Annotated in this window: 27 protein-coding genes; 15 read left to right on the forward strand and 12 right to left on the reverse strand. The window is 40.2% G+C overall.

Features of this window, described 5'->3' with window-relative positions; translation table 11 throughout:
• The first annotated feature begins 179 nt into the window (after positions 1-179).
• Positions 180-2,402, forward strand: coding sequence for a heavy metal translocating P-type ATPase (locus ABIB50_RS16010; protein ID WP_429381197.1), 2,223 nt, complete (start codon positions 180-182; stop codon positions 2,400-2,402).
• 30 nt (positions 2,403-2,432) lie between these two features.
• Positions 2,433-2,645 (forward strand): heavy-metal-associated domain-containing protein, encoded by a 213-nt coding sequence (locus tag ABIB50_RS16015; RefSeq protein WP_354432369.1) that lies wholly within the window; start codon positions 2,433-2,435, stop codon positions 2,643-2,645.
• A 57-nt stretch (positions 2,646-2,702) separates the two neighbouring features.
• Here ABIB50_RS16015 and ABIB50_RS16020 read toward each other — a convergent pair whose 3' ends face one another.
• Entirely contained in the window at positions 2,703-3,026 is a 324-nt protein-coding gene (locus tag ABIB50_RS16020; RefSeq protein ID WP_429381200.1) for a DUF6799 domain-containing protein, read from the reverse strand.
• 221 nt (positions 3,027-3,247) lie between these two features.
• Between ABIB50_RS16020 and ABIB50_RS16025 the strand changes: the two genes are divergently transcribed.
• The 12 genes from ABIB50_RS16025 to ABIB50_RS16080 all read left to right on the forward strand — a co-directional run bounded on the left by ABIB50_RS16025 (position 3,248) and on the right by ABIB50_RS16080 (position 12,281).
• The gene (locus tag ABIB50_RS16025) at positions 3,248-3,469 is read left to right on the forward strand and encodes an SHOCT domain-containing protein (RefSeq protein ID WP_354432371.1); all 222 of its coding nucleotides are present in this window, start codon (positions 3,248-3,250) and stop codon (positions 3,467-3,469) included.
• Between the two features lie 24 nt (positions 3,470-3,493).
• On the forward strand, positions 3,494-3,967 hold the full coding sequence (locus ABIB50_RS16030; RefSeq protein ID WP_429381202.1) for a 5-fold beta-flower protein: 474 nt from the start codon (positions 3,494-3,496) through the stop codon (positions 3,965-3,967).
• Positions 3,968-4,017: 50 nt separating this feature from the next.
• Positions 4,018-4,401, forward strand: a complete 384-nt coding sequence (locus ABIB50_RS16035; protein WP_429381204.1) for an HYC_CC_PP family protein — start codon at positions 4,018-4,020, stop codon at positions 4,399-4,401.
• A gap of 242 nt (positions 4,402-4,643) precedes the next feature.
• On the forward strand, positions 4,644-5,048 hold the full coding sequence (locus tag ABIB50_RS16040; protein ID WP_429381205.1) for a hypothetical protein: 405 nt from the start codon (positions 4,644-4,646) through the stop codon (positions 5,046-5,048).
• A gap of 71 nt (positions 5,049-5,119) precedes the next feature.
• Complete coding sequence (locus ABIB50_RS16045) at positions 5,120-5,683, forward strand: helix-turn-helix domain-containing protein (RefSeq protein WP_354432391.1); 564 nt, start codon at positions 5,120-5,122, stop codon at positions 5,681-5,683.
• A gap of 13 nt (positions 5,684-5,696) precedes the next feature.
• On the forward strand, positions 5,697-6,203 hold the full coding sequence (locus ABIB50_RS16050) for a DUF3347 domain-containing protein (protein ID WP_429381207.1): 507 nt from the start codon (positions 5,697-5,699) through the stop codon (positions 6,201-6,203).
• A gap of 70 nt (positions 6,204-6,273) precedes the next feature.
• A complete protein-coding gene (locus ABIB50_RS16055; protein ID WP_429381209.1) occupies positions 6,274-6,876 on the forward strand; it encodes a DUF3347 domain-containing protein in 603 nt (200 codons plus the stop codon).
• A gap of 5 nt (positions 6,877-6,881) precedes the next feature.
• Positions 6,882-7,349 (forward strand): heme-binding domain-containing protein, encoded by a 468-nt coding sequence (locus tag ABIB50_RS16060; protein WP_429381211.1) that lies wholly within the window; start codon positions 6,882-6,884, stop codon positions 7,347-7,349.
• Positions 7,350-7,351: 2 nt separating this feature from the next.
• A complete protein-coding gene (locus ABIB50_RS16065) occupies positions 7,352-10,243 on the forward strand; it encodes a multicopper oxidase domain-containing protein (RefSeq protein ID WP_429381213.1) in 2,892 nt (963 codons plus the stop codon).
• A gap of 96 nt (positions 10,244-10,339) precedes the next feature.
• On the forward strand, positions 10,340-10,759 hold the full coding sequence (locus ABIB50_RS16070; protein WP_429381215.1) for a hypothetical protein: 420 nt from the start codon (positions 10,340-10,342) through the stop codon (positions 10,757-10,759).
• Between the two features lie 308 nt (positions 10,760-11,067).
• On the forward strand, positions 11,068-11,691 hold the full coding sequence (locus tag ABIB50_RS16075; RefSeq protein WP_429381217.1) for a hypothetical protein: 624 nt from the start codon (positions 11,068-11,070) through the stop codon (positions 11,689-11,691).
• Positions 11,692-11,924: 233 nt separating this feature from the next.
• Entirely contained in the window at positions 11,925-12,281 is a 357-nt protein-coding gene (locus ABIB50_RS16080; RefSeq protein WP_429381219.1) for a hypothetical protein, read from the forward strand.
• A gap of 436 nt (positions 12,282-12,717) precedes the next feature.
• On the opposite strand, the gene ABIB50_RS16085 is transcribed toward ABIB50_RS16080, so the two are convergent.
• From ABIB50_RS16085 to ABIB50_RS16120, 8 genes are all read right to left on the reverse strand, one after another.
• Positions 12,718-14,016, reverse strand: a complete 1,299-nt coding sequence (locus ABIB50_RS16085; RefSeq protein WP_429381221.1) for an amidohydrolase family protein — start codon at positions 14,014-14,016, stop codon at positions 12,718-12,720.
• Positions 14,017-14,045: 29 nt separating this feature from the next.
• Complete coding sequence (locus ABIB50_RS16090; protein WP_429381223.1) at positions 14,046-14,789, reverse strand: helix-turn-helix domain-containing protein; 744 nt, start codon at positions 14,787-14,789, stop codon at positions 14,046-14,048.
• Between the two features lie 513 nt (positions 14,790-15,302).
• Complete coding sequence (locus tag ABIB50_RS16095) at positions 15,303-15,713, reverse strand: DUF1348 family protein (RefSeq protein ID WP_429381225.1); 411 nt, start codon at positions 15,711-15,713, stop codon at positions 15,303-15,305.
• 328 nt (positions 15,714-16,041) lie between these two features.
• Entirely contained in the window at positions 16,042-16,920 is an 879-nt protein-coding gene (locus ABIB50_RS16100; RefSeq protein WP_429381227.1) for a helix-turn-helix domain-containing protein, read from the reverse strand.
• A 52-nt stretch (positions 16,921-16,972) separates the two neighbouring features.
• Positions 16,973-17,893: a helix-turn-helix domain-containing protein gene (locus ABIB50_RS16105; protein WP_429381229.1), complete on the reverse strand. Its 921-nt coding sequence runs from the start codon at positions 17,891-17,893 to the stop codon at positions 16,973-16,975.
• 4 nt (positions 17,894-17,897) lie between these two features.
• A complete protein-coding gene (locus tag ABIB50_RS16110) occupies positions 17,898-18,776 on the reverse strand; it encodes an SDR family oxidoreductase (RefSeq protein WP_429381231.1) in 879 nt (292 codons plus the stop codon).
• Between the two features lie 303 nt (positions 18,777-19,079).
• Positions 19,080-19,409, reverse strand: coding sequence for a hypothetical protein (locus ABIB50_RS16115; protein ID WP_429381233.1), 330 nt, complete (start codon positions 19,407-19,409; stop codon positions 19,080-19,082).
• Between the two features lie 5 nt (positions 19,410-19,414).
• Positions 19,415-19,897 (reverse strand): SgcJ/EcaC family oxidoreductase, encoded by a 483-nt coding sequence (locus ABIB50_RS16120; RefSeq protein ID WP_429381235.1) that lies wholly within the window; start codon positions 19,895-19,897, stop codon positions 19,415-19,417.
• A 130-nt stretch (positions 19,898-20,027) separates the two neighbouring features.
• Here ABIB50_RS16120 and ABIB50_RS16125 point away from each other — a divergent pair, with 130 nt between their 5' ends.
• On the forward strand, positions 20,028-20,936 hold the full coding sequence (locus tag ABIB50_RS16125) for an IS982 family transposase (RefSeq protein ID WP_429381237.1): 909 nt from the start codon (positions 20,028-20,030) through the stop codon (positions 20,934-20,936).
• A 577-nt stretch (positions 20,937-21,513) separates the two neighbouring features.
• On the opposite strand, the gene ABIB50_RS16130 is transcribed toward ABIB50_RS16125, so the two are convergent.
• The 3 genes from ABIB50_RS16130 to ABIB50_RS16140 all read right to left on the reverse strand — a co-directional run bounded on the left by ABIB50_RS16130 (position 21,514) and on the right by ABIB50_RS16140 (position 23,559).
• Positions 21,514-21,957, reverse strand: coding sequence for a hypothetical protein (locus ABIB50_RS16130; RefSeq protein WP_429381239.1), 444 nt, complete (start codon positions 21,955-21,957; stop codon positions 21,514-21,516).
• Between the two features lie 18 nt (positions 21,958-21,975).
• A complete protein-coding gene (locus ABIB50_RS16135; protein WP_429381241.1) occupies positions 21,976-22,746 on the reverse strand; it encodes an alpha/beta fold hydrolase in 771 nt (256 codons plus the stop codon).
• Between the two features lie 114 nt (positions 22,747-22,860).
• A complete protein-coding gene (locus ABIB50_RS16140) occupies positions 22,861-23,559 on the reverse strand; it encodes an alpha/beta fold hydrolase (RefSeq protein WP_429381243.1) in 699 nt (232 codons plus the stop codon).
• Position 23,560 lies beyond the last annotated feature (1 nt).

The following is a 23,560-nucleotide window of genomic DNA, read 5'->3' on the forward strand; positions in this document are numbered from 1 at the left end:
TGCGATGTATATTTTTATATTTTACCGTTTGATTTTTACATTATTTTGTATCGCTTTACACTTGATGTAATTTACGTTTTATTTTATTTCTATCAAAATCCTGTAAATTATTAACGGAATCATGTAACAGTAAATGTTCCCTGCCGGGGTAAATTTGTATGGTTAAATACTGAATGGCTATGCAAGAAACACTAACACTTACTTTCCCTATTACCGGCATGACCTGCGCCGGCTGCGCTGCAAGCGTAGAATCAATGATCGGCGCACAAAAGGGTGTAGATAAAGCAGAAGTGAATTATGCCAGCCAGGCCGTTAAAGTTACCTTTCACCCCGATCTGATACAACCTGCCAATTTCCAAAAAGCGGTACAATCCATAGGATATGACCTGATCTTAGATACGGAGAACGGGAAGGCATTGCAAGAGGAGGTGCAGCAAAGCAATTACCTATTATTGAAAACTAAAATTACTTGGTCCGGTATTTTGACAGCCCCTATTCTGCTGATAGGTATGTTCTGGATGGAATTACCCTATGCCAATTATATCATGATGGCATTAACCGCCCCGGTCTTGTTTTTATTTGGCCGTAACTTTTTCATCGGTGCCTGGAAACAGGCTGGTCATGGAAAGGCTAATATGGATACCCTCGTTGCGCTATCGACCGGTATCGCTTTTTTATTCAGTGTATTTAATACGGTAGATCCCGGATTTTGGTATAGCAAAGGCTTGCATCCACATGTATACTTTGAGGCCGCTGCCGTGGTCATCGTTTTTATTATGCTTGGGAAGTTGCTGGAAGAACGGGCGAAATCCAACACTTCTTCGGCAATCAAAAAACTGATCGGCTTACAACCTAAAACGGTACTGTTAATTACTACGGAAGGCGAAAAGGAGATTGCTATTTCAGAGGTTCAGATCGGTGATCAGATATTAGTACGTTCTGGAGAAAAGATCCCGGTAGACGGTATCCTCTACGAGGGCAATTCGTTCGTAGATGAAAGTATGATCTCCGGTGAGCCGGTCGCTGTAGAAAAGAAAGCTGGCAGTCCCGTTTTTGCAGGCACCATCAATCAAAAAGGCAGTTTTCGTTTTACAGCCGAGAAAGTCGGTGGTGGGACATTGCTGGCACAGATCATCCAAATGGTGCAGGATGCCCAGGGATCAAAAGCACCTGTACAAAAACTGGTGGATAAAATAGCAGGCATATTTGTTCCGGTAGTCATAGGTATTGCCATAGTAACTTTTGCGATCTGGCAAATATTCGGCGGTCAATATGCCTTCACACATGGAATGCTCGCCATGGTTACCGTACTGGTAATTGCCTGCCCCTGTGCTTTAGGTTTGGCAACGCCGACAGCTATTATGGTTGGTATGGGGAAGGGCGCTGAAAACGGTATCTTGATCAAAGACGCCGAGGCACTGGAATTAGGGCATAAAGTAAACGCCATTATCTTAGATAAAACAGGGACGATCACTGAAGGTAAACCTGTAGTGACTGATCTGTTTTGGTCGAAAAGCATCGCAGACAAGGATACTTTTAATGCAATATTCGCGGAAATGGAAAAGCAATCTGAACACCCTTTGGCGGATGCCATTGTCGCTTATCTGCAAAAAGGCATCAGCATACCTTTGCGTATCTCCGGCTTCGAAAGTTTAACAGGACTTGGTTTAGAGGCTAAATATGAGGGAAACCTTTACCAGGCAGGCAGCCATAAATTGGTTGACGAAAGGAAATTAAGAATACCTGCCGACTTGCAAACTCGTATCGAAGGATTGCTGGCAGAGGCCAAAACGGTGATCTATTTTGGTAACCAAAAAGAAGTGCTGGCCGTTGCAGCGATCACGGACAGAATTAAAGAAAACTCAACTAAGGCGGTAACGGCATTAAAAAGCCAGGGTATTGAAGTATATATGCTGACCGGCGATAATAGCGTAACCGCCGCCGCTATCGCTAAGCAAGCGGGAATAGACCATTACCAGGCAGATGTACTACCATCCGGGAAAGCTGATTTTGTAAAAGCATTGCAGGCAAAAGGTAAAATGGTTGCCATGATCGGCGATGGGATAAATGACAGCCAGGCATTGGCCCAGGCAGATGTTTCTATCGCGATGGGGAAAGGTTCTGATATTGCTATGGATGTAGCTAAGATCACTTTAGTATCGTCTGACTTATTACAGGTGCCTAAAGCCTTAAAGCTTTCTAAACTAACGGTTCAAACCATCAGGCAAAACCTTTTTTGGGCATTCATTTATAACCTGATCGGTATTCCTTTGGCGGCTGGCATCCTTTATCCTGTCAACGGTTTTTTATTGAACCCGATGATCGCGGGAGCGGCGATGGCTTTAAGTTCGGTTTCGGTGGTCAGCAACAGCTTACGACTGAAACTCGCAAAACTCAATTAATACATTTAAAATAATTCAAAAATAGAAATCATGGAAACTTTAAAATTCAAAACAAATATTAACTGCGGCGGCTGCATAGCTAACGTTACCCCGACTTTAAACAACTTAAAAGGTGTTAAACATTGGGAAGTAAATACGGCTGATCCCAATAAAATCTTATCTATCGAGGCTGAAGACGGCCTGACAACTGTGGATGTGATAAACACACTTAAAAACAAAGGGTATAACGCTCAAGCCGTTTAAGTTAAAAACAACAAAGCCTGATAAATCAGGCTTTGTTGTTTTATGGAAGGGCAATAATTACATTTTCATTGTTGAATCGCTTTTCATCTTCATGCTCTTCATCTTCATTCCCTTTATCACTTTGCCGTTCATGTCAACACAATAGCCGTTTTTCATCATCATGGTTTTGCCGTTTTTCATCTTAACCATGCCGCTGAACATCACCATAGTACCGTTCTTCATGGTCATGTCTTTATCCATAGCCATCATTTTACCGTCGTGCATCATCATCATTTTGCCGTCTTTCATCATACAGCCATCTTTCATTTTCATACTGCTTGTTTGTGCCATGGCACTAAAACTTAAAACAATAGCAGTTAGAGCAATCAATACTTTTTTCATCTTCTCTGATCTTTAATTATGGTGTCATCATACTACAAACAGACCATGTTAAAGTTTCAGTTATAATTTATAAGTTTTTAATTATCAATATTTTATGCCGTTACAAAATTAGCGGCTGCAATTGTGATCAACGTCACCTTTTGGCCTGACAATGGTCATGCCATGGCCGTTATATCCAGGCTACCTTTATCAAAATAACATAGCACTTAAAAAAACAGATCATGATGTATAACAACGGTTTTGGCGGAATGAACATGATATGGTGGTTCCTTTGGTTCGTAATGATATTTTGGATTTTCGCTACCCCTTATGATATCCCCGGACAGCGAAAAAGGAAAAACTCATCGCTCGATCTGTTGCAGAGGCGTTTTGCTTCTGGTGAGATCACAAAAGAGGAATACCAGGATCACAAGGAAATTTTAGAAAGCACTTCACTCAAATAAAACAACTTAATAAATTTTAAGATCATGAAAAAAATATGGCTGTTATCTGTTTTAATATTAACGGTTTGCACACTGTTCTCCGTTAATTCATTTGCCCAAAAGAAAAAGGATTCAACCAAGTACACATTTATTTCTATTGATGGTAAAGGAGGCATCCATAACCATGCCGGCACCAAACTGGGTTATATTACCAAAGACAACGTTGTCAAAAATAACCAGGGAGAGACCCTATATTCTATTGACAAAGGCGGTGCAGTGGTCGATGCCAAAGGCCATAAACTTGGTTTTGCTAAAAATAACGGAGATTATGTTAACAATGCCGGCGAAACCGTACTCCAACTCAAAAACACCCAGGAGGAAGAATGCGCGATCTTAGACCCGGAAGGACATAGCTGGGGATATGTTCACAGGAACTACAAACTGCACGCCTGTGCCGCCCATTGCTTTTTTCTACAACAGGCAAAGGATAAAGCGGCACAAGATAAAAAGGTCGATTAACAGTCGCAATTCACCAGGCCAAATTGAAAATAAACAAATATCTTTATACCGTGAAAAAAATCACCATAGTGCTATTAACTGCTTTTTACCTGCTCTCCGCTACCGGAGTGTCTGCAAGTAGTTATTATTGCTGTGGTTTTTTAAGTTCAACGACTTTTTCAATCGGTGAAATTCAGGAGCCGAACACTAAAGTGGCGGCTAAAACTAATGATTGCTGCAAAACCATTAAACATTCTTTTAAGGTAAAGGACAATCATTATGGGCCAGGTTTTTCAACAATTGTAATCCATTTTGTCCCGGTAATCTTACCTTTTTCTTCATTGGAACCCATAGAGGGAACTTTTGAAAAGTCTTATACCGTCCTTGACAACCACGCACCACCTTTCGGGCAGCATACCTCTATTTATACCTTATACTGCTCTTACCTGATTTGAGCTGTTGGCTGCTTTTCATAGCAGCATCCCTTTAAAATCATTTAATTAAGCATAATACTATGATGTATTATCCAGTGATTTCATTTATCCATTTTTTAAATTTTAATAAAAAACGATTAAAATGATTGAAAAGTTGGTCAGTCTGTCGCTTCATACAGTCAATATCTTGATCGGAAATTCTGTGATAAATTAACAAAATTCTATAAAAACTGTAGTTAAAAAATAGTATATCTTTGTATTTAATGAAGAAAGCGGCAATTTTAAGTATAGCGGCATTTTACCTGTTACTGACGACGGGTATGTATGTCTGTATACTGCATTGTACCGCCGAATACTTTGTTCAGCCTAAAATAGCGATGCATGACGATTGTGATGAAGCGCACGAAGGTAAAGAACATAAGCCTTGTAAAGATAAAGATGGCTGTGATTGCTGTAAAAAACATGGCACTTATGTCGTCAAAGAAAATATAAAACCTGCTGCCGACTTCCAATCTTTGCAATTTGCAGTTACAATAGATTATCCGGTAATATTAAACTTTATCCCGGAATACCCTACCACAGCTACCTTGGCATGGCAGGACAGCAACGCGCCGCCGTGGAAGTCCGGTAAAGCTATATCCATTCAATTCCGTTCCCTCCAGATCTGATTCAGGCAACCCTGCGCACCCTGCGTATGGGCATTTCTTTGTTTATTTTTTAACAAAAGCTTGAATCAATAATGATACTTCATATTAAAAATATGGTATGCGACCGTTGCTTGATGGTGGTGCGTCAGCAATTAGAAAATTTGCATTTCCAGGTTACAGACCTTGTTTTGGGGAAGGCAACCATTGATCCTGATCCAGACGAAAGCCATCTGCTGGAAATTGGTTCCTCTTTAAAGCTGATGGGCTTTGAGCTGATCGACAGCGAAAAGCAGCAGATCGTTGAACGTATAAAGAACCTGGTTATTCAGCAAGTCCATTATACCGACTTGTCAAAAAGCCACATCAATTTTTCAGACCTGCTTTCTTCCCAGCTTTTTAAAGACTATGCTTACCTGAGCCGTTTATTCTCTGAATATGAAGACATCACTATCGAGAAATTCATCATCCAGCAAAAAGTTGAAAAGGTAAAAGAACTGCTCGAATACGGGCAAGCCAACCTTAACGAGATCGCTTTTCAAATGGGCTATAGTAGCAGTGCGCATTTATCCGCGCAGTTTAAAAATGTGACCGGCCTGACACCTAGCCAATATAAAACCGGTGAAAAAAATGAACGCAAATCCTTAGACAAAATTTAAAAAATAAAATATCATGAAAATCTTAAAAACTGTTTTATTATCGTTAACCCTATTAGTTGTATTTGCATCAGCTAAAGCACAGGAAGTTACCGTCAGCACATCGGTAAACAATGTCATTACTGCCTACCTGGGTGTTAAAAATGCCCTGATCGCCGGTAATAACGATATGGCAAAAAGTAGTGCCAAGGAATTATTGACCGCAATTAGCACAGTGCCTGCTAAGCATTTCACCCCTGAACAAAATACGCTTTGGGCAGCATACACAGATAAGCTTCAATTTGACAGCAGGCACATCAGTGAATCTGCCGCAATAGATCATCAACGGGAGCACTTTGCCAGTCTTTCTAAAAACATGTTTGAACTGGTTAAAGGTTTAAAACTGAATGCCACTACTTTATATGAACAATATTGCCCGATGAAAAAAGCGACCTGGTTAAGCGAAACGGCAGCTATTAAGAATCCTTACTACGGCAGCCAAATGTTAACTTGCGGTAAGACTACCGAAACGCTGAATAAATAATTCAATATCAACAAAATCCGCTGTGATGATTTTTTAATCATCATAGCTTCATAAACAAATTAAATACATCATGAAAAATCTAATTATAATGTGCATGTTGTCTATCGCATCATTTGCGATCTTAGCCTGTAATAATACCAGCAAATCATCAACCACGAATACGGATACAACAGGAATAATAAATCCGTCTTCCGCAGCTATGTCAACTACTGCAAAAGGCGGCGTTGATCCCAAAACTACCGCTTCTGTAAAGGAAATGGTCGGAAATTATTTGCAGTTAAAAAACGCACTGACCAAAGATAATAGCAGCGATGCGGCTACCGCTGGAAAGGCCCTATCAACAGGTTTTGCAAAACTTGATCAATCTTTATTAACAACTACGCAGAAGAAATCCTTTACTGACATCGCCGATGATGCAAAAGAAATGGCCGGGCATATTGGGATGAGTGGTGGTAAACTACCACATCAACGGGAGCATTTTGATATGTTAAGCAAGGATATGTATGACCTGGTTAAACTATTCGGCGCAGCACAACCTTTGTTTGTAGATCATTGCCCGATGTACAATGATAAAAAGGGTGCCGTCTGGTTAAGTGAAACCAAAGAGATCAAAAACCCCTACATGGGTTCAGGTATGTCAACATGTGGTACCATCCAGGAAGAATTAAAATAGCCGTTATGAAACGTGTAATTAAGATTTCGCTAACTGTTGTAGTTGCGCTATTTATCATTATTCAGTTTATCCCCCGCGATCATAATGAAAGCGAAGCTATGCCGGCAAATGATATCAGCAAGCTATATGCGGTTCCGGTAAACGTTGGTGCCATTCTTAAAACATCATGTTATGACTGCCATAGCAATCATACCGAATATCCGCTGTATTCCTGGCTCCAGCCAATCAGGTTCATGATGGACAGGCACGTCAGCAAGGGGAAGGATGAACTGAATTTTAATGAGTTTGGGACCTATTCTTCCAGGAAACAAAGAAGTAAATTAAGGGCTATCGGTGAAAGCCTGGAAGAAGGCTCGATGCCATTATCTTCCTATACCCTCATTCACAGGAATGCTATTCTTTCAACAAAAGATAAAGCAACACTGATGAATTGGGTTAAACAGAACAACGATAGCCCCTTACTAAAAAATTAAAGATGAAAAAAATACTATTCGTGGCGATGATGCTTTGCTTAAAGCAGTTCGCGTTCGCACAAAACGATATGCAAAATATGGCTGGCATGCAAAAAAAACAACCAGTCACCTATACTTGCCCAATGCACCCGGAAATCCATTCGACCAAGCCTGGTAATTGCCCTAAATGCGGTATGAAACTGGTTAAAGAAAAACCGAAAGCTATCGTGAAAAAGGCCGCAGGTATGCCAGCGAAGGCAACCGGAAAAAAAGACGACATGGGTGGAATGAAGATGGACGGGATGAAAATGGATCAGAAAAAGTCACTCAATAATAAGCCGGATGGTATGCAAATGCCCAAAGATGCTGGTAAAAAACCGGATGATATGGGCGGTATGAAAATTCCGGATGACAAAAGCAAGGCACAGCCTGTAACTTATACTTGTGTGATGCACCCGGAAATACATTCGGATAAACCGGGGAATTGCCCTAAATGCGGCATGAAACTGATTCCGGAAAAGCCCAAAACTACTCCTGAAAAACCTGCGGGTATGAACATGCCGATGAAAGACCCGGCAGGTAAAATGGATGATATGGGCGGCATAAAAATGGACGGGATAAAAATGGGCGGCATGGAAATGAGTAACAAAGCAAATGCTGACGAAATGAAAATGGCTAAAGCAAGCTTAGGCCCTATAAAGACCATTACAAACAATGTGCCGCCGCACGCTGTTCGGTATGATCTTTACATCGCAGATACTATCGTCAACTTTGCAGGTAAGCCAAAAAGGGCAATTGCGGTGAATGGTAGCATTCCCATGCCGACGCTGACTTTTACCGAAGGAGATACGGCTGAGATATATGTGCATAATAAATTAAAAGAAGAAACATCCCTGCACTGGCATGGGCTTTATTTACCCAACCGTTATGACGGCGTACCTAATCTCACACAGATGCCGATCATGCCGGGTGAAACCCATTTATATAAGTTCCCGATCAAACAGCATGGCACCCACTGGTACCATAGCCATACGGGCTTACAGGAGCAGATCGGTATGTATGGTGCCTTTATTATGAACAAGCGGAAAGAGTGGAATATCCCGACCTTACCGGTGGTTTTAAGCGAATGGACAAACATGAACCCCAAAGAGGTTGACCGCAGTTTACATGCAGCATCCGATTGGTTTGCGATACAAAAAGGCACTACGCAAAGTTATTGGGAGGCGATCAGATCAGGTCATTTTAAAACCAAAGTAGCAAATGAGTGGAAGCGAATGAATGCGATGGATGTGAGCGATGTTTACTATGATAAATTTCTGATCAATGGCAAAGACCAAAACGAGCAGCCCCAATATAAAGCCGGGGATAAGGTAAGGCTGCGTATCGCCAATGGCGGTGCTACCTCCTACTTCTGGCTCAAATATGCCGGTGGTAAAGTTACCGTGGTAGCTTCTGATGGTAATGACGTCGAGCCGGTTGAAGTGGACAGGCTGACCATCGCACCCTCTGAAACCTATGATGTAGTAGTTACCATTCCGGAAAGTAAAAGTTACGAGTTTTTGGTTACACCTGAAGACCGCACCAAATCAGCTTCGCTTTGGCTGGGCAAAGGGCAAAAGGTTTATGCAGAAAAAATGCCGAAACTGAAATACTTCGCCGGGATGAAGATGATGAACGACATGATGGACATGAACGGGAACATGGTACAAATGGAAGGCATGAAAATGCAAAACCAAACCATGGACATGAATACCGTCATGTATCCTGAAATAACAGGTACGGACAAACCACAAGCAGACGATAAAAAAGACGCTATGCCGGGTATGCAGATGCCGAACGATAAAAGTATGGCTGGTATGAATATGGCATCGGACAATTCAGATATTGTGACCCTTAACTATGGGATGCTTCGCGACCCGAATAACACCACATTACCCAAAGGCCCGATGAGGGAACTTAAATTTGATCTGACCGGCAATATGAACCGTTATGTATGGACGATGGATAACAAAACCGTGTCTGAATCGGATAGGATATTGATCAAAAAAGGTGAAAATCTAAGGATCATTCTATACAACAACAGTATGATGCGCCACCCGATGCACCTTCATGGACATGATTTCAGGATAATCAACGGGCAGGGAGAAAACGCGCCGATGAAAAATGTGGTGGATATTATGCCCATGGAACGGGATACGATAGAGTTTAACGCGTCTGAACCTGGCGGCGATTGGTTCTTTCATTGCCATATTTTATACCACATGATGAGTGGTATGGGCAGAATATTCAGTTATGAAAACTCACCGCCTAACCCGGAAATACCTAATCATAAGCTTGCGCGAAAGATGTTAAACATGGACGACCAGATGCCGCATTTCATGGGCAAACTTGGATTGGAAAGTAACGGAAGCGATGCCCAATTTATGCTCTCCAACACCCGTTGGAAAGCCAGTACGATGTGGCATTTAGGTACCGATGCGACGATGGGTTATGAAAGTGAAACAATGGTCGGCCGTTATATCGGTCGTAACCAGTGGTTATATCCTTATATCGGCTTTGACTATCATTATAAAAAGTTCAATCCCAACGAAAAGAACATTTTTGGCAGTGACTATAAAAACATGTTCGGCCAGGTGAGTAACAAAGACAACAGGCATACCGTAGTGGCTGGTGTGGCTTATACGCTACCTATGTTGTTTGTCGCCGATGCGCGTATCGATGGAGATGGGAAGTTGCGTTTTCAGTTAGGACGGGATGATATTCCCATTTCCAGCCGTATGCGCTTTAATATTATGGTGAATACCGATAAAGAATATGCAGCAGGACTTCGGTATATCGTTACCAAATACTTTTCGCTATCCACGCATTACGATAGTGATATGGGCTTAGGTGGCGGTTTAACGCTAACATATTAGAAAAGTGATCAATGGGATGGCTCAACTTAAAATTGAAGATATTTTTTAAAATCCTCGTTTAAACATTACCTTTAGAAGGTATTATTTGTGTCTTTAATGAAAAAGATTTGTGCATTTTGCTTGACTGCATTCTACCTGTTATTGGCATCAGGTGGCTATGAATGCGTTTTGCACTGCACGGCTGAATACCTCTTTACTGACAAGATTGAAGTCTTTGTAAGTAAAGATACTGATACAAACAACAAAAAGGGGGAGGCTACGGAGGACGATGATAAATGCGGTGCGGACTGTACCTGCTGTTATCATCATGGCACATACGTAGTCAGGGAAAATATCAATGCGGTCGTTGGCTTCCAATTATCAGCAATACATATTTCACTGGTTCCTTTTGTAGCAGACAAGGTTTATTTCATACCTCAAATAGTTAATAACTCCATAAGCTGGCCCAGGGCAACCGGGCCTCCATTTATTTCCGGAACTGCCATTTATCTTGCCAACCAAACTTTTCTAATCTGATTGATCGTTGCCGTCACTCTGGCGGCCTGATAGCTTACTATCTGTAAATGTTCAAAAGATATGGCCCACTTTATGAATTTAAGGTTTAATTCTGGCATTCTATAGTAGGCCAAACGACCCTGGTGCTAGTTTCAAATTTTGTATTTGTGAACTAAGTCAGGATTCCAACTATTTTGCTTCGTTTTCAGAAGTGGGGATTCCCCTGCCTTAAATGCTATTTGCCAAATTTCGTCCCTTTTTTATTGTCTACCCGGCCCACTGGCTGGGTTTAATTACGCAATTAATAACTAATAATCAACATTACACAAATGTTATATTCTATAAATGTGCCGCTGAAAACTGCTACGGGCAGTGTGCGGTCCTTTGACCTGATACCTGAACTTGTACCCGGCATCAATGGTCGTCAATCCATTACAGGCGTATTCACAATTGTCAAAAAACATAATGACGAAAGCATTGATCACATGTCTGTCGAAAAGGCATATGGCAAGCTTATTTTTATTAACGAAAATTTTTTTGAGTGGAAGTACGAGGGGAACATGCTTAACCAACTTGAGGTGCATCAGCTTGTAGACCATGTTCAAAACCATGCGGAGGAAATCCTGAAAAACATCGACAATATTCCTGACCAATTCTCCCCTGGTTTTGATAGCATTGAAAATTTCCCTCATATAGATGAGGATTTGCTTGATGATCCCGAGGTCAAACGCCTGCTGGCTATTTCGCCATATTTTCTATATGGTTCTAAAGACGACTTGGTAGCAATTGTAAAGAATTTCGGACACTACGACATCCTGATCAACGACGACCTCACGGCAAAGCTGGACAAGGACGAAAATGATGGATGGCAGATTACATGGGGAGTCCTTAATTGTCCGGGACTGTTTGATGAAATCGTCAGGAGAATAGAGGCAATTAACAACTTAGGTTGATTTTACAGCGCGCCAGATCGTAAAAAAGTATCAGTACAGCGATTGTTGACTCGCAAGTACTGTATCAAAATTATACTGGACAGGTAACGAACACTGCAATTATTTTCATTTATTATGCTGAGGCCAAAACAACCAAAAGAAAAAAATCCAATGAACGACTTTAAGGTTGTCCACTTAGATCTACCTTATATGATTAAAATGTAAAATAGTTTCCAAATTTATACCTTAATAAAATGAAAGCACTCCTCTTTATGCTATTAGTCATGATGATACTTACGTTAAGTTCACTGTCCGGTAATAGGACTTCAATCGGTCAGGGACAGCAACCACAGGTTAGTGTTGATAATAAAGGAACTATAAGAGTTGTATTTGGATCAGGTGATCAAATCTTTTGCGCTACATCCATCGACCATAGTGCTTCTTTCGGAAAGCCGGTATTGGTTGCTAACGTTCCTGAGATGCACCTGGGCATGTCCCGGCGGCCGCAATTAGCCAGTTCTAAAAACTATTCGGTGATCTCGGCTATAGATAAAGCGGAGCAATCAGGCGAGATATTCGTTGATGCGGGTCTTGACAGCTCTGAATATTGATCGTAACAGTTTTAACGAGCATGAAGAACATTATAAATCGTTGCAAAAATATATTCATGCGGTTTTGGATAAGGTATTTGATGAAACAAATAAGGCCGCTATTCAAAAAAGAGAGGTTGTTAAAGAAACGAAGCTTTCGACTCAAAGTAAAAAAATAAAATTAAAAGCTATGAAACTTATTTAATTTTTGGCATTCTAGTTTGTTTTTTGCTAAAACCTGGCGTTAATTTTACTAAGTCATATTTTAACTTAATAAACATATTGGTTAATATTGAACATTGACCTAAAATCCCAGCAGAAATAATGATTTAATAGAGGTGACCTGGATAATGCCAAATACCTTATTGTTCTGTAGGGTTAACCGGCATCCGAAAACAGCATAGACCATCTTTCCAAGGATGAGAACCTATATATTATATTTTAGAGGCGTAATCTGTTAATTATAATCAATGCCCGCTTTCCAGACCGCGATTAATGAGAGCGAATCTGATATATTTTGAGTTGGGTCGCCTTTCACTAATAAGAGGTCTGCTCTATTCCCGACAGATATCATCCCCCGGTCGTGCAATCCGAATCTCCTGGCCGGTACTGATGTCGCCGCCCTCAACGCTTCCACCGGAGATAAGCCGGCTTCTACAAACAGCTGCATTTCATGATGTACACTTACACCATGAGCAAGGCCGCCTAATCTGGGTACAGGAAGAGATACATCTGTCCCAATCAAAAGATCAACGCCAGCGTTGTGAAGATCAATCAGATTTTTAAAACTGTCCTGCAAATCACCTTCAGGAAAGGTATGAAAACAAGAACACATAGTGGTTACCCAAGCCTGATCCAACTTATTAATAACGCGCTCGTCATGAGCAATATGACAGGCGTTCTTGCCGATTATAGAGGAATTTAAAACCAGGCAAGGTGTAACAAAAACCCCACTTGTAGCGATCGCGGTAATTAAATCCGGCGTCCACTGCGGCCGGTCAATGAAAAGATGTGCCAATCCATCCATCCCTATTTCGATAGCTATTTTGGTTGTTTCAGCAGTTAATACATGGGCGATAGCCATTTTATTTAACCGATGCGCTTCATCTACCGCGGCCTTCATTACCTCCGTGCTAATCATTGGCAAGCCCGGTGCGTTCAGTATCGTTCCCTCCTCGATCATCACCTTAAAATAATCAGCACCGTTATCCACCTGTCTGTTTACAAACAGCAGTGCGCCTGTTATCGTTGTCACATCCGGTCCATCCTCTTCATTTTCATTTGGTGCCTGCAATAATTCCAGGAAGTCACTTTTATCTTCCTCGCTCATGTGTTCCATCTTTTTTAAGATAAAATCCGGTATGCCCTGTTCATCAGGAAGCAATTCATCCGGATGACCGCCGGGGGCAGAAAGTCCGAGACCTGCCGAACGTACGTCCGCAATGTCATCAATTCCTTTCAATTGCAGTTCCCGGCCTTTTTTGGTAAGACCACCTGCCATTTCTAATTCGGTGGTTACCCCAAAACGTAAAGCTTCTCTTAAACCGTCAACAGACGTATGAACATGGGAATCGATAAGGCCGGGCAGTAAAGTTGCGCCTTCGCCATCTATTATTTTGGCATTGTCAGGAATAGCTCCGCCGATAGCAATGATAATACCATTTTCGAAAACCACCGTCTCCTTACCAATATTATTAACGCCATTGAAAACATTGGCGTTAATAATTGCTGTTTTTGCACTTTTCCGTTGCATCATCAAATTTGATTAATGACACAAAAATAGGATTACGGTAAAACAGATAATTGTATAAATCGGTCGTTTTCGTTTTTAGCCAGTTCTCCAGGCGGCACGCCGGAAAACTTCCTGACGTCCTTTATAAAATGGGCCTGGTCCGTAAAATTTGATTCAGGATATAGCTTACCTAGTCTTATTTGCCTAAACGAACTTTTAAAGCGGATGATCTTGCAATAAGATTTTAAAGAAATGCCAAACCGATCATTGAAATACCGGTTGATCTGACGGCTGGACCAGTTTACCTGCCTGGAAAGCTCTTTAACGGTTAGCGTGCCGCCTGATGAATAGATCAATCGAAACAGGTTTATCTTTCGGTTGTCGATATGAGGTTTTATTAAGCTAATTAAGTGGTCAGAAACTCTTTTACATATAGTATCGAAACTATTCAGATCATGACGTGATAACCCCCAAAAATCGACCGGAAGTACGAGTGCGGTGTTCAACAGCGATGACACTTTAATGTCTAATAAATATTCCAGCGCAGGCAGTCTAAAACTAATTGAGAAAATGACAGTACCGGGAAGTAGTATCGATCTGATTGGCTCATTTTCCAATCCATTCAGTATAACATGATATGGTGTGCTGTCGGAATAGGAAAAGGAGATATCAACGCGACTATCCGGAATAATCATTACTTCTCTTTCTTCAGCAAAATTTTCCAAAATCCAGAAACTTTCAACAAAATCGTCAAGTTTAGAAACAGGTTTAAGTTCTCTGTATCGAAAATTCTTCATTTTTTTTAAATAACTATCAAAAGTAATGAAAAAGGGGCCTAAACATAAAGGTAAGATATTATGCCTGCTAAGACTGTTATTCAGACAGGCATTGGACCTTTAGAAACACGACCTCCATATCATTCTATTCTTGTCGACAGCTTGTCGATAGTTTCCTAGGGGCTTGGTGATCATCATTATCGAATTGTATACGAGCACGTCAATGAACAAATTGTGACATCATTGTCAGAAAATAATTTTACAGATCAGCTTAGCATTGAATTTAAAAGCGTCCTGCACCTATAGTTGATTTGAACTTCTTTTAGAGCTTCGTCTTTGCTGTCTGGGAATTTTAGTAATAGCGCACCCACATCAGCCAGGTGGCCTGCAGGCAAGCCACAGATACCCCTGGAGGAACCTGTGACTGAAATAACTTTACCGGATATTGCATTAATAATATTGCTGTGATTTTTCAAGTAAAGAAATAATGCCTTGACCGATGTCAATTAAACTTGGCAACATTTCAGGATCCAACTATAAAGTTCGTTCTGATGATGTTATCTCTTTATCACTGATGCAGCCGAATCGTTTGATGATAATACCAGCCTGGTCAAATTCAAGTTGCTCGTTACCGTAGCTATGGAACCATTGACCATTTTGATCCTGCCATTCTTCCTGAAAGCGTATGGCATTTCTGTTTTCTTTAGCGCCCCACACTTCTTTTTTAACTTTGTAATTATGCTGTTCGGCAAATTTCTTGGCCAGGTATTCTGTCACTGCTGCACGTCCATTAAGGAAAGTAACTTTATCTGAAAATTCAACATTTTCTGAATATAACAACCCTATTTGACCAGCATCGCGAGTATTCCACTCATTTTCATTAATCTGTAATTTTGCTGCTGCTGTTTCTCCGCTAAAGGGAGGTATCAATTCTTCATTTTTCATTCTCTTAATTTAAATGGTTCATTCATAATGTTAATAGTAAACAGAAGTGTTAGTTGCGCACTTAAGTTTAACTATGCAAATGTCCCTTTATATGGCATAGAATCACATGGACAAATGGTGTATAGACATGGATAAATACTATACCTTATTTTAATCAAGCAGAATTTGGATCTACTAACCAAATTAATCAGGTAGAACAGCTGATGGATGACTGCAAACAAAACTTAAATGTAAATTACCAGAGTCTTTGGGCCGATTAATTTCATTAAAGTCTGATGAAGGCAACGCTTTAACTATCAAGGAAGTTAGTAGGGTGCAACTAATATTTTCATGCATTTGCCTGATCGAAACCAACGGTGTCCCTGAAAAATTGAGGAGATATGGCCACTTTGCTTTTAAAAAAACGACTAAAGTAAAATTCGTCATTAAATCCGAGTTCATAAGCTATTGCTTTAATCGGTTGAGCGGTAAGATATAACTCCCTTTTTGCTTCGGTAATGATGCGGTCAGCTATTAAAGTAGATAAGGTTTTATTAAATCGAGTTTTACAGATTCTGTTAAGGGCGGCAGTAGAAATATTTAACTTACACGCATAGTCTCTTGGGCTATGCAGTGTTCTGAAATGATTTTCAATAGCTTCTTTTAAAGCGTCTAAAATTGTGGGTTCATCATTTATAGAATTATCATTGGGGCCGCGCTTCTTGATTTTAATTCTGGATGCATTAATTAAGAGTATTTTCAAATAAGCTATCAATACCTCCGGTTCCGGTTTGTCCGGACGTTCCATTTCAGATTGGAGGCCATACATTAAAGTCAATATTGATAGCGCCTCCGGATCTGTTAATTGGATAACCGGTGATTCAAAAATATTATTAAATAATACGCCATTACAGGAAACCTTGTTGCGGTGTTTGTGAAGGCAAAAAAACTCAGGATGAAAATTAATCATCAACCCCCTGAATTCTCTTTCACTTTCTATTCTGAATGGTTGGTAAAGTGAAAAACATACTAAACTGTTTTTATTAAAGCTGTATTCAGAGACATCAGCCTTCAATTTTCCGTGGCCTTCCAAAACCAGAATAACCGAAAAGTAATTGAACGAATTTAGTTTTTTAAAATATTCATCAGTTTCAAAGGGATGGACTTTAAATGCCAGCGATTTACTCTGGGGATTTAGCAATTCTAAAACGCTGTCAGCTTTTACCAATGTCATAATATAAGATTAAGAGTTACAAGAAGCTAAAAGTAATCCCTTTCAATCAATTAAATGACTGCCTGAATTCCCCTGGAGAAGATTTAGTTTTCGCCTTAAACAGTTTACTGAATGACTGGGGATGTTCGAAGCCTAGCTGATAGGCAATCTCGTTGATGGACAAACTTGTCATTAACAGTTTTTCTTTTGCCAGTTCAATTAATTTGTCATGAATGAATTGCTGAGTACTTTGCCCAGACAACATTTTCAATAAGCGGCTCAGATAATTTGGCGAAATATTCAATGCATCAGCAATGTAGAAGACAGTCGGCAAGCCATTTTCAATCAGCGAACCATTTTCAAAATAAGTTTTCAGCAAAACTTCCAGTCGGTTAAGGATGCGGTGACCGGTTATTTTTCGGGTAATAAATTGCCGCTGATAAAAACGGTCAGAATAAGTAAGCAGCAATTCAATTTGTGCTGTAATCACATCCTGACTTAAATTGTCTATACGGGAATGGTATTCCTCTGCAATGTTTTGAAATATTCCGGTAACCATGAATTCTTCTTTTTCCGATAGGTGAAGGGCCTCATTAATACGGTAATCGAAGTATTCATACTTCTTGATTTTGTTAACCAGAGATGTACTCCAAAGAAACTCAGGATGAACAAGTAATAGCCAACCTGTATGCTTAAAATCATCTGCTGTAGTAGAATCGAAAGAAAGTAATTGCCTAGGTGACATAAAATGCATGACGCCTTCATCAAAATCAAAATCCTGCTGCCCATATTTCATTTTTGCGCTAAAGTTCTTCTTCAAGGCAATGGTGTAAAAATCCAATATGATATTTAGCTGTCCTTTATCAGGAATACGCTGAATATCTTCAAATTTGATCACACTTACTAAAGGGTGTTCTGGTTTGGGTAACTCATTGAAACGATGATATTCAGCAATGGTTTTGATATGATGTGGCGGCGTTACAATCATGTTACTAAATTGAATATTGCAGGTTAAATAAAATCTTTAATCCTTCTTTTAGCGAAGCTGGTTTACGTCCAAGTATAATTTCCAGGTCTTTGCTGACCTTGGATTCCTGACCGTTTTTAATGTCGGTCATAAAACCAAGACTCATATTAGCTACAAAATCTGGTAATCCTCTTTCCATAGCTACTTGCAAGAAAACATCCGGGTCAACCGGCATATAAATTACACTTTTACCGGATAGTTCACTAAGTGCCGCGGCAACATCATAAAACGAATAGGTTTCAGAATTTGTAAAGTCATAAATGCGGTTATCGCAGTCATAGTTGGCTAAGACATTGCCAATAGCTTCTCCCATATCGCTTCTGAGCGCATATGATGCCATACCATCTCCGGCCGGCTGATTAATGCCGGTATCAAGTACATCTTTACCCAAAAGTAATACCATAGCATCCATATATAAAATATTGCGGAAAAGGATATAGTTTAACCCGCTATTCTTTATATAATCTTCTGTTTCAAAGTGCCGCTTCATCAGTTGGTTGGCTAAGGTGTTTCTGTCTTTTAGACATCGTCCGGTATACGCGATACATTTTACTCCGGCCTTTTTAGCGGCATCTACTACATTTTGGTGTTGCTCAAGGCCATTCTGGGCTCTTCCACCAGAAATTAAAAGCACTTTTCCGATGCCCGCCATCGCATTATGGAGTGAGGCGATATCATCATAGTCACCTAAACGCAACTCGACGCCTTTTTCCTTCAAATCAGCGGCTTTGTTCTCATCACGTGTAAGCGCAACCACCTGATTAGCGGGTATAGTTTTGAGTAATGATTCAATTACTGCTCTCCCAAGATTTCCGGTTGCTCCCGTTATTAATATTTTTTCCATTTTACCTTTTTTAGTTTAGCGAAATTCTATTATTAGGAAATGCAAAATGTATCCAAATCTATCTTTATAGCGTTCAAATATGACATTTATAATTAACGGCTATAAGTACGATTGATATCGATCTTTCATTATTCGTCTTATAGGTTGCGCTGAAGATTTGCCTTTTAGGAGCTCGGAATTGATCACAATAGTTCAAAAATATTCTTCTTATTAACGCTGTAATATCTTCAATTAGATGCAAAACATAACTAATTCTTTGCAAATGCTATAACCAGATGCCATAAGAAAAATCGTTTAATGTGTTTATTGCTCGTCAGCACTATTCACCCAGCCCTGCACCGTTGCCGGTGGTGGACCCATGCCCGCAAAGATAGAAAACATAAACCAGGGTGCGGATAACAGTAATGCGGTAACAACCAGTTGCCTACCAGGTTGGCTATGCGCCCAAAGCCGCTGCGCGCCCAGCTGGTATGCAGCTATGATCATTATGCAGACATTCAGCACCCAAACGGGCAAGAATATTTTATAACTTACCGGCCCAATACCGAAACCAACCGCCGCGGCTATTACAGGAACAAGCCACAGATAGACGAGGTACAGTTTCTGTTTAGTGGTAATAGTTTGATTAAGCATATTTTCTATTTTATCCCTTTTTCCAACTTGGCGTTTTGCCCTGCAAGGATTTTCCAAACGCCGGCGCGCTTTACTAAGACAATCACTCTGCGAAACTCAAACGTTTGGCCGGGAAAACGTTCGTCGCCATCTAAACCCGTGCGAACGTGTGAGATGGCAACGTCGGGATGCGTATAGGTAATATCTTCCACCGCGCGGGTATAATAATGGGTATCCCTAAAATAGGTGGAATGTACCTGCTGATAGTGGAATTGGATATCCTCCCGGCCTTTATAGTAAGCACCAAACCAATTTACCCATGTGGCATCAACGGCATAGTTATCAGCAAGGCCTTTGGGATCGTGCCGGTTCCAGGCAGCTTCATAATTTTTAATGAGCTGCCTGATCGCTGTATTTTCTTTTGCGGTGTCTATCTGCTGGCTGTGGGCATTTAACCCACACATCCAGATCAGACTAATAATAATTAAGGTATAATTGCTGATTTTCATAATGTTTTATTAATAGGTGATTATTATATCTAACGTGTTGTGCGATTAATAAAAGTAAAAGAAAAAAGTTGTGCATTACATTGATAATCAATATATTAAAGAATATTTAACTCCAATTAAATGTTTCTTTATGCACAACCTTTCGAGCAATTTCTACTTATTTTTGGACATTACCAAATCTGTTTTTAAATCCTCTATTAATTCTGAAGATGCCTTTAAGTTCTATCCAAGGAAACCTAAGTTATCTGATTGTCAAATCATTGCATTATCAATTACTGCCGAATCTATTGGTATTGATTCTGAAAATTACCTTTTCGGCAAGCTTAAAAAAGATTACAAGGATGATTTCCCTAACCTCATTCACCGGTGCAATTTTAACCGGCGAAGAAAACTTCTTGCACCCTATCTCAAACAATTAAACCAGTTGCTTGCTGATGAGATGAATGCAGGTGAAAATGTTTTTATAGTTGATTCCATCCCAGTCCCTGTTTGCAAGATCGCCCGTGAAAAATCATCCAAGGTTTGCAGAGAAAACTTTGAAACAGCCCCCGATAAAGGATATTCGGCGGTGAACAAAGCCTGGTACTTTGGTTATAAATTACACTTGGTAACATCTGTGAAAGGTGTCTTTCATTCAATGGACCTCAGCAAGGCAAGTATACATGATATTCACTATCTTAACGATATAAAGTATTCCGGATTAAATAATTGCACACTTATCGGAGATAAAGGATACCTATCTAAAACTCAACAATCAGACCTTTTTAATACCGTAAAGATTGAGCTAAAAACACCTATGCGTAATAATCAGCAAAATAAAGAACAATTTGAACCTATATTCAGACGGTTCAGAAAACGTATCGAAACATTGTTCGCTCAACTCTGCGACCAGTTTATGCTCAAAAGGAATTACGCAAAATCCATTGCCGGCTTATCAGTAAGAATATTAACTAAATTTACTGCCATAACTTGTTTGCAATTCATTAACTTAAATAATAACAAACCGCTAAATCATCTTAAATATGCTTTGGCTTTTTAATCGCACAACACGTTTTACTAATTAAAATCCATTTACTTTATAATTATGTATAAAGCTAGTACTGTTTAACCGACTATGTTTATAAGATTGCCTTCTGTGTGAACATTATTAGTTGGCTAAATCACGACAATGGCAAAAGTTATTGCTTCAGTAGAAAATCATTGTAGTTTAATTTTTATGGCTCAATTTAATTCGTTTTTATAGTTACAGGATTATGCTTTACGGCCTCCGGATCTATAACTGTATTTTGTCCAGCAGCAAGTAACCCAGGTTGTTCAACGGGTTTTTTTTGCTGAGTTCGACTGCGCCAAATTTGGAAAAATAGACAGCACGGGAATCAGGAAAATGTTTCACATTCAAAATTTCCTCATTAAAGTTGTTCCTTGGGTATTTTTTGATAATGTTAATCTTTTCGGGCATCGGGATACAGGTATGACCATTCCCGAACAGATCCATTTATGCACCACTTTAACAAGAAACCCTTCCCAATTATCTTTTTTACTTACGATAGGATTTAAATGCATGGCAATTGCGTCAAATACAGCAATTGACTTTGGTTCTTTCCAACCATTACTTTCTACAAAATTTTTGGCGTCTGCTGCACTAGTAACTGCGAAACAACAGGTTTCCATCTTGTCATGATTTTTGGTGCTAATCCCGAATCATGTAATAAACCCGCAACATATAAAAACTCCGAATCAGGACTTTGACCATGATATTGGCTAAGCAACTCGCCCCACAAATACGTTCTGATACAATGGTTAAGTAAAGGTTTACTATACATACTTCGGGCTTGTTCCAAGGCCGATTTAGCAATAGCGGAGTCGGGAATACTGATTTTTCTATAATCAACTCTGGCCAATTTATTGTTGTTGATCCCGGACCTATTGGCTCCCTGGTTTAGAATATCTAATAATTGCGAAGCCACTAACTGCCCAAGTAACAACGCCTTTTCTTTAAAATTGAGAGATGTATCTGTATTATTAGCCCACGCATAAGTGCCTACTTTATATCTTTTCATGTTTTTGAGTTTAAAATACTACGAAATAAATTCGTTTATCAATTCGGCAAGCTTTTCCGGTTTTTGCAGCATACTCAGGTGGCCAACACCGCTAACAATAACCATCTTGGATGTGGAAATGAACGCATGCACTTCGGCTTCTAAACGTTCAGGGGTATCTACCATATCATTTTCACCTGCAATGATCAAGGTAGGAACTGTAATCTGATCAACGCCTTCCGAAACATCTTCCCGCAAAGCAATATCAGTCCAGCCCAAACGCGAATTTTCTGTATGGCTTTGTATTCCTGAAATAAGTTCTTCCCTCAATTCTGGTTTGATATCACCTGCTTTAAAAACATGGTCAATTGTATCATTAATTCCTTCAAGGGTGGTGTACGCATTTTTCATACCCTTGGCCATTAACTCCGGTAAAATGGTGGGCCCGGATGGTGAGGGCGCAACTAATATCAGTTTTATTAAGCCGGCCGGCTTTTGTGCAGCAATATACTGCGCTACCTTTCCACCCATTGAATGGCCCACAAGAATATAATGCTTCAGGTTAAAATTATTTATAAGGGCCGTAGTATCAGCGGCAAGCGATTCGATACTGTAACCCTCGTCAGGTTTGTCCGATTTTCCCCATCCGCGGCTATCATAGCTGATGCATTTGAATTTTTCTTTCAAAACAGTAGTTACACCGTTCCATGTAGCTGATGAGCCACCCCAGAAATGAAGGAATACTAAGGTAGGTTGTCCTGTACCTTCAACCTTTACAAATAGATTGATATTATTTACTTTGTAAAACATTTATATGAATTAAAAAATGATTTTTTTTCATTGGCTAAATTGCCCATTTATAGCTTTGTTGATTAAATGGAGCATCAAACCGGCAAAAATGCTGCAAGCCTGATGCTTCGTATTTTAGTTTTCCAATGATTCGGCGGCTTCCAAAATCAGGGCAGATACTTCGGCACTTTGTGATGCCATTGAAGCATGTCCGGTGTCAAGACGAAGGGTTTTAACCGCTTTAATTCGTTCGGCAAACCAAGCCTGTGTTTCAGGCTGAATCATCTTATCGTTGTTGGAAACCTGGTACCAGCTGGGTTTAATTTTCCAAGCAGGTGCACCAGAAAAAGGTGCACCGAAGGCTGCGCCGTTAATTGGCTTTTGAGAAGTCGCCATTACCACGGCATCATCATCGGTTACGCCTTCGGCGAATACCTGTGCGTATTTAGAATAGTCAAGGTAAAGATAACCCGATGGTCCGGGCGCAACGGCGGTTGCTCCCTCTGTTGCAGGGCGGAGTTGTAATAAACCACCTGCGGCTTCATTTTCATCCGGGGCAAATGCTGCGATGTAAACCAACCCTTTTACGTTAGGGTGATTGCCCGCACCGCTGATAACCATGCCGCCATACGAATGGCCTACCAATAATGTCGGGCCATCCAGTGCAGCCACCATATCGCTGGTACGCTGTATATCTTCATTTAACGCAGATAGCGGCAATTGCATAGCCCTTACTTGGTATCCTTTCGCTGCCAGTGCAGGGATAACATATTTCCAATGTGATCCGTCGCCGAACGCGCCATGAACAAGTACGATGTTGATTTTTGTTTTCATT

This window comes from Mucilaginibacter sp. UYCu711 (genome assembly GCF_050433825.1).
Taxonomy (GTDB): Bacteria; Bacteroidota; Bacteroidia; order Sphingobacteriales; family Sphingobacteriaceae; genus Mucilaginibacter.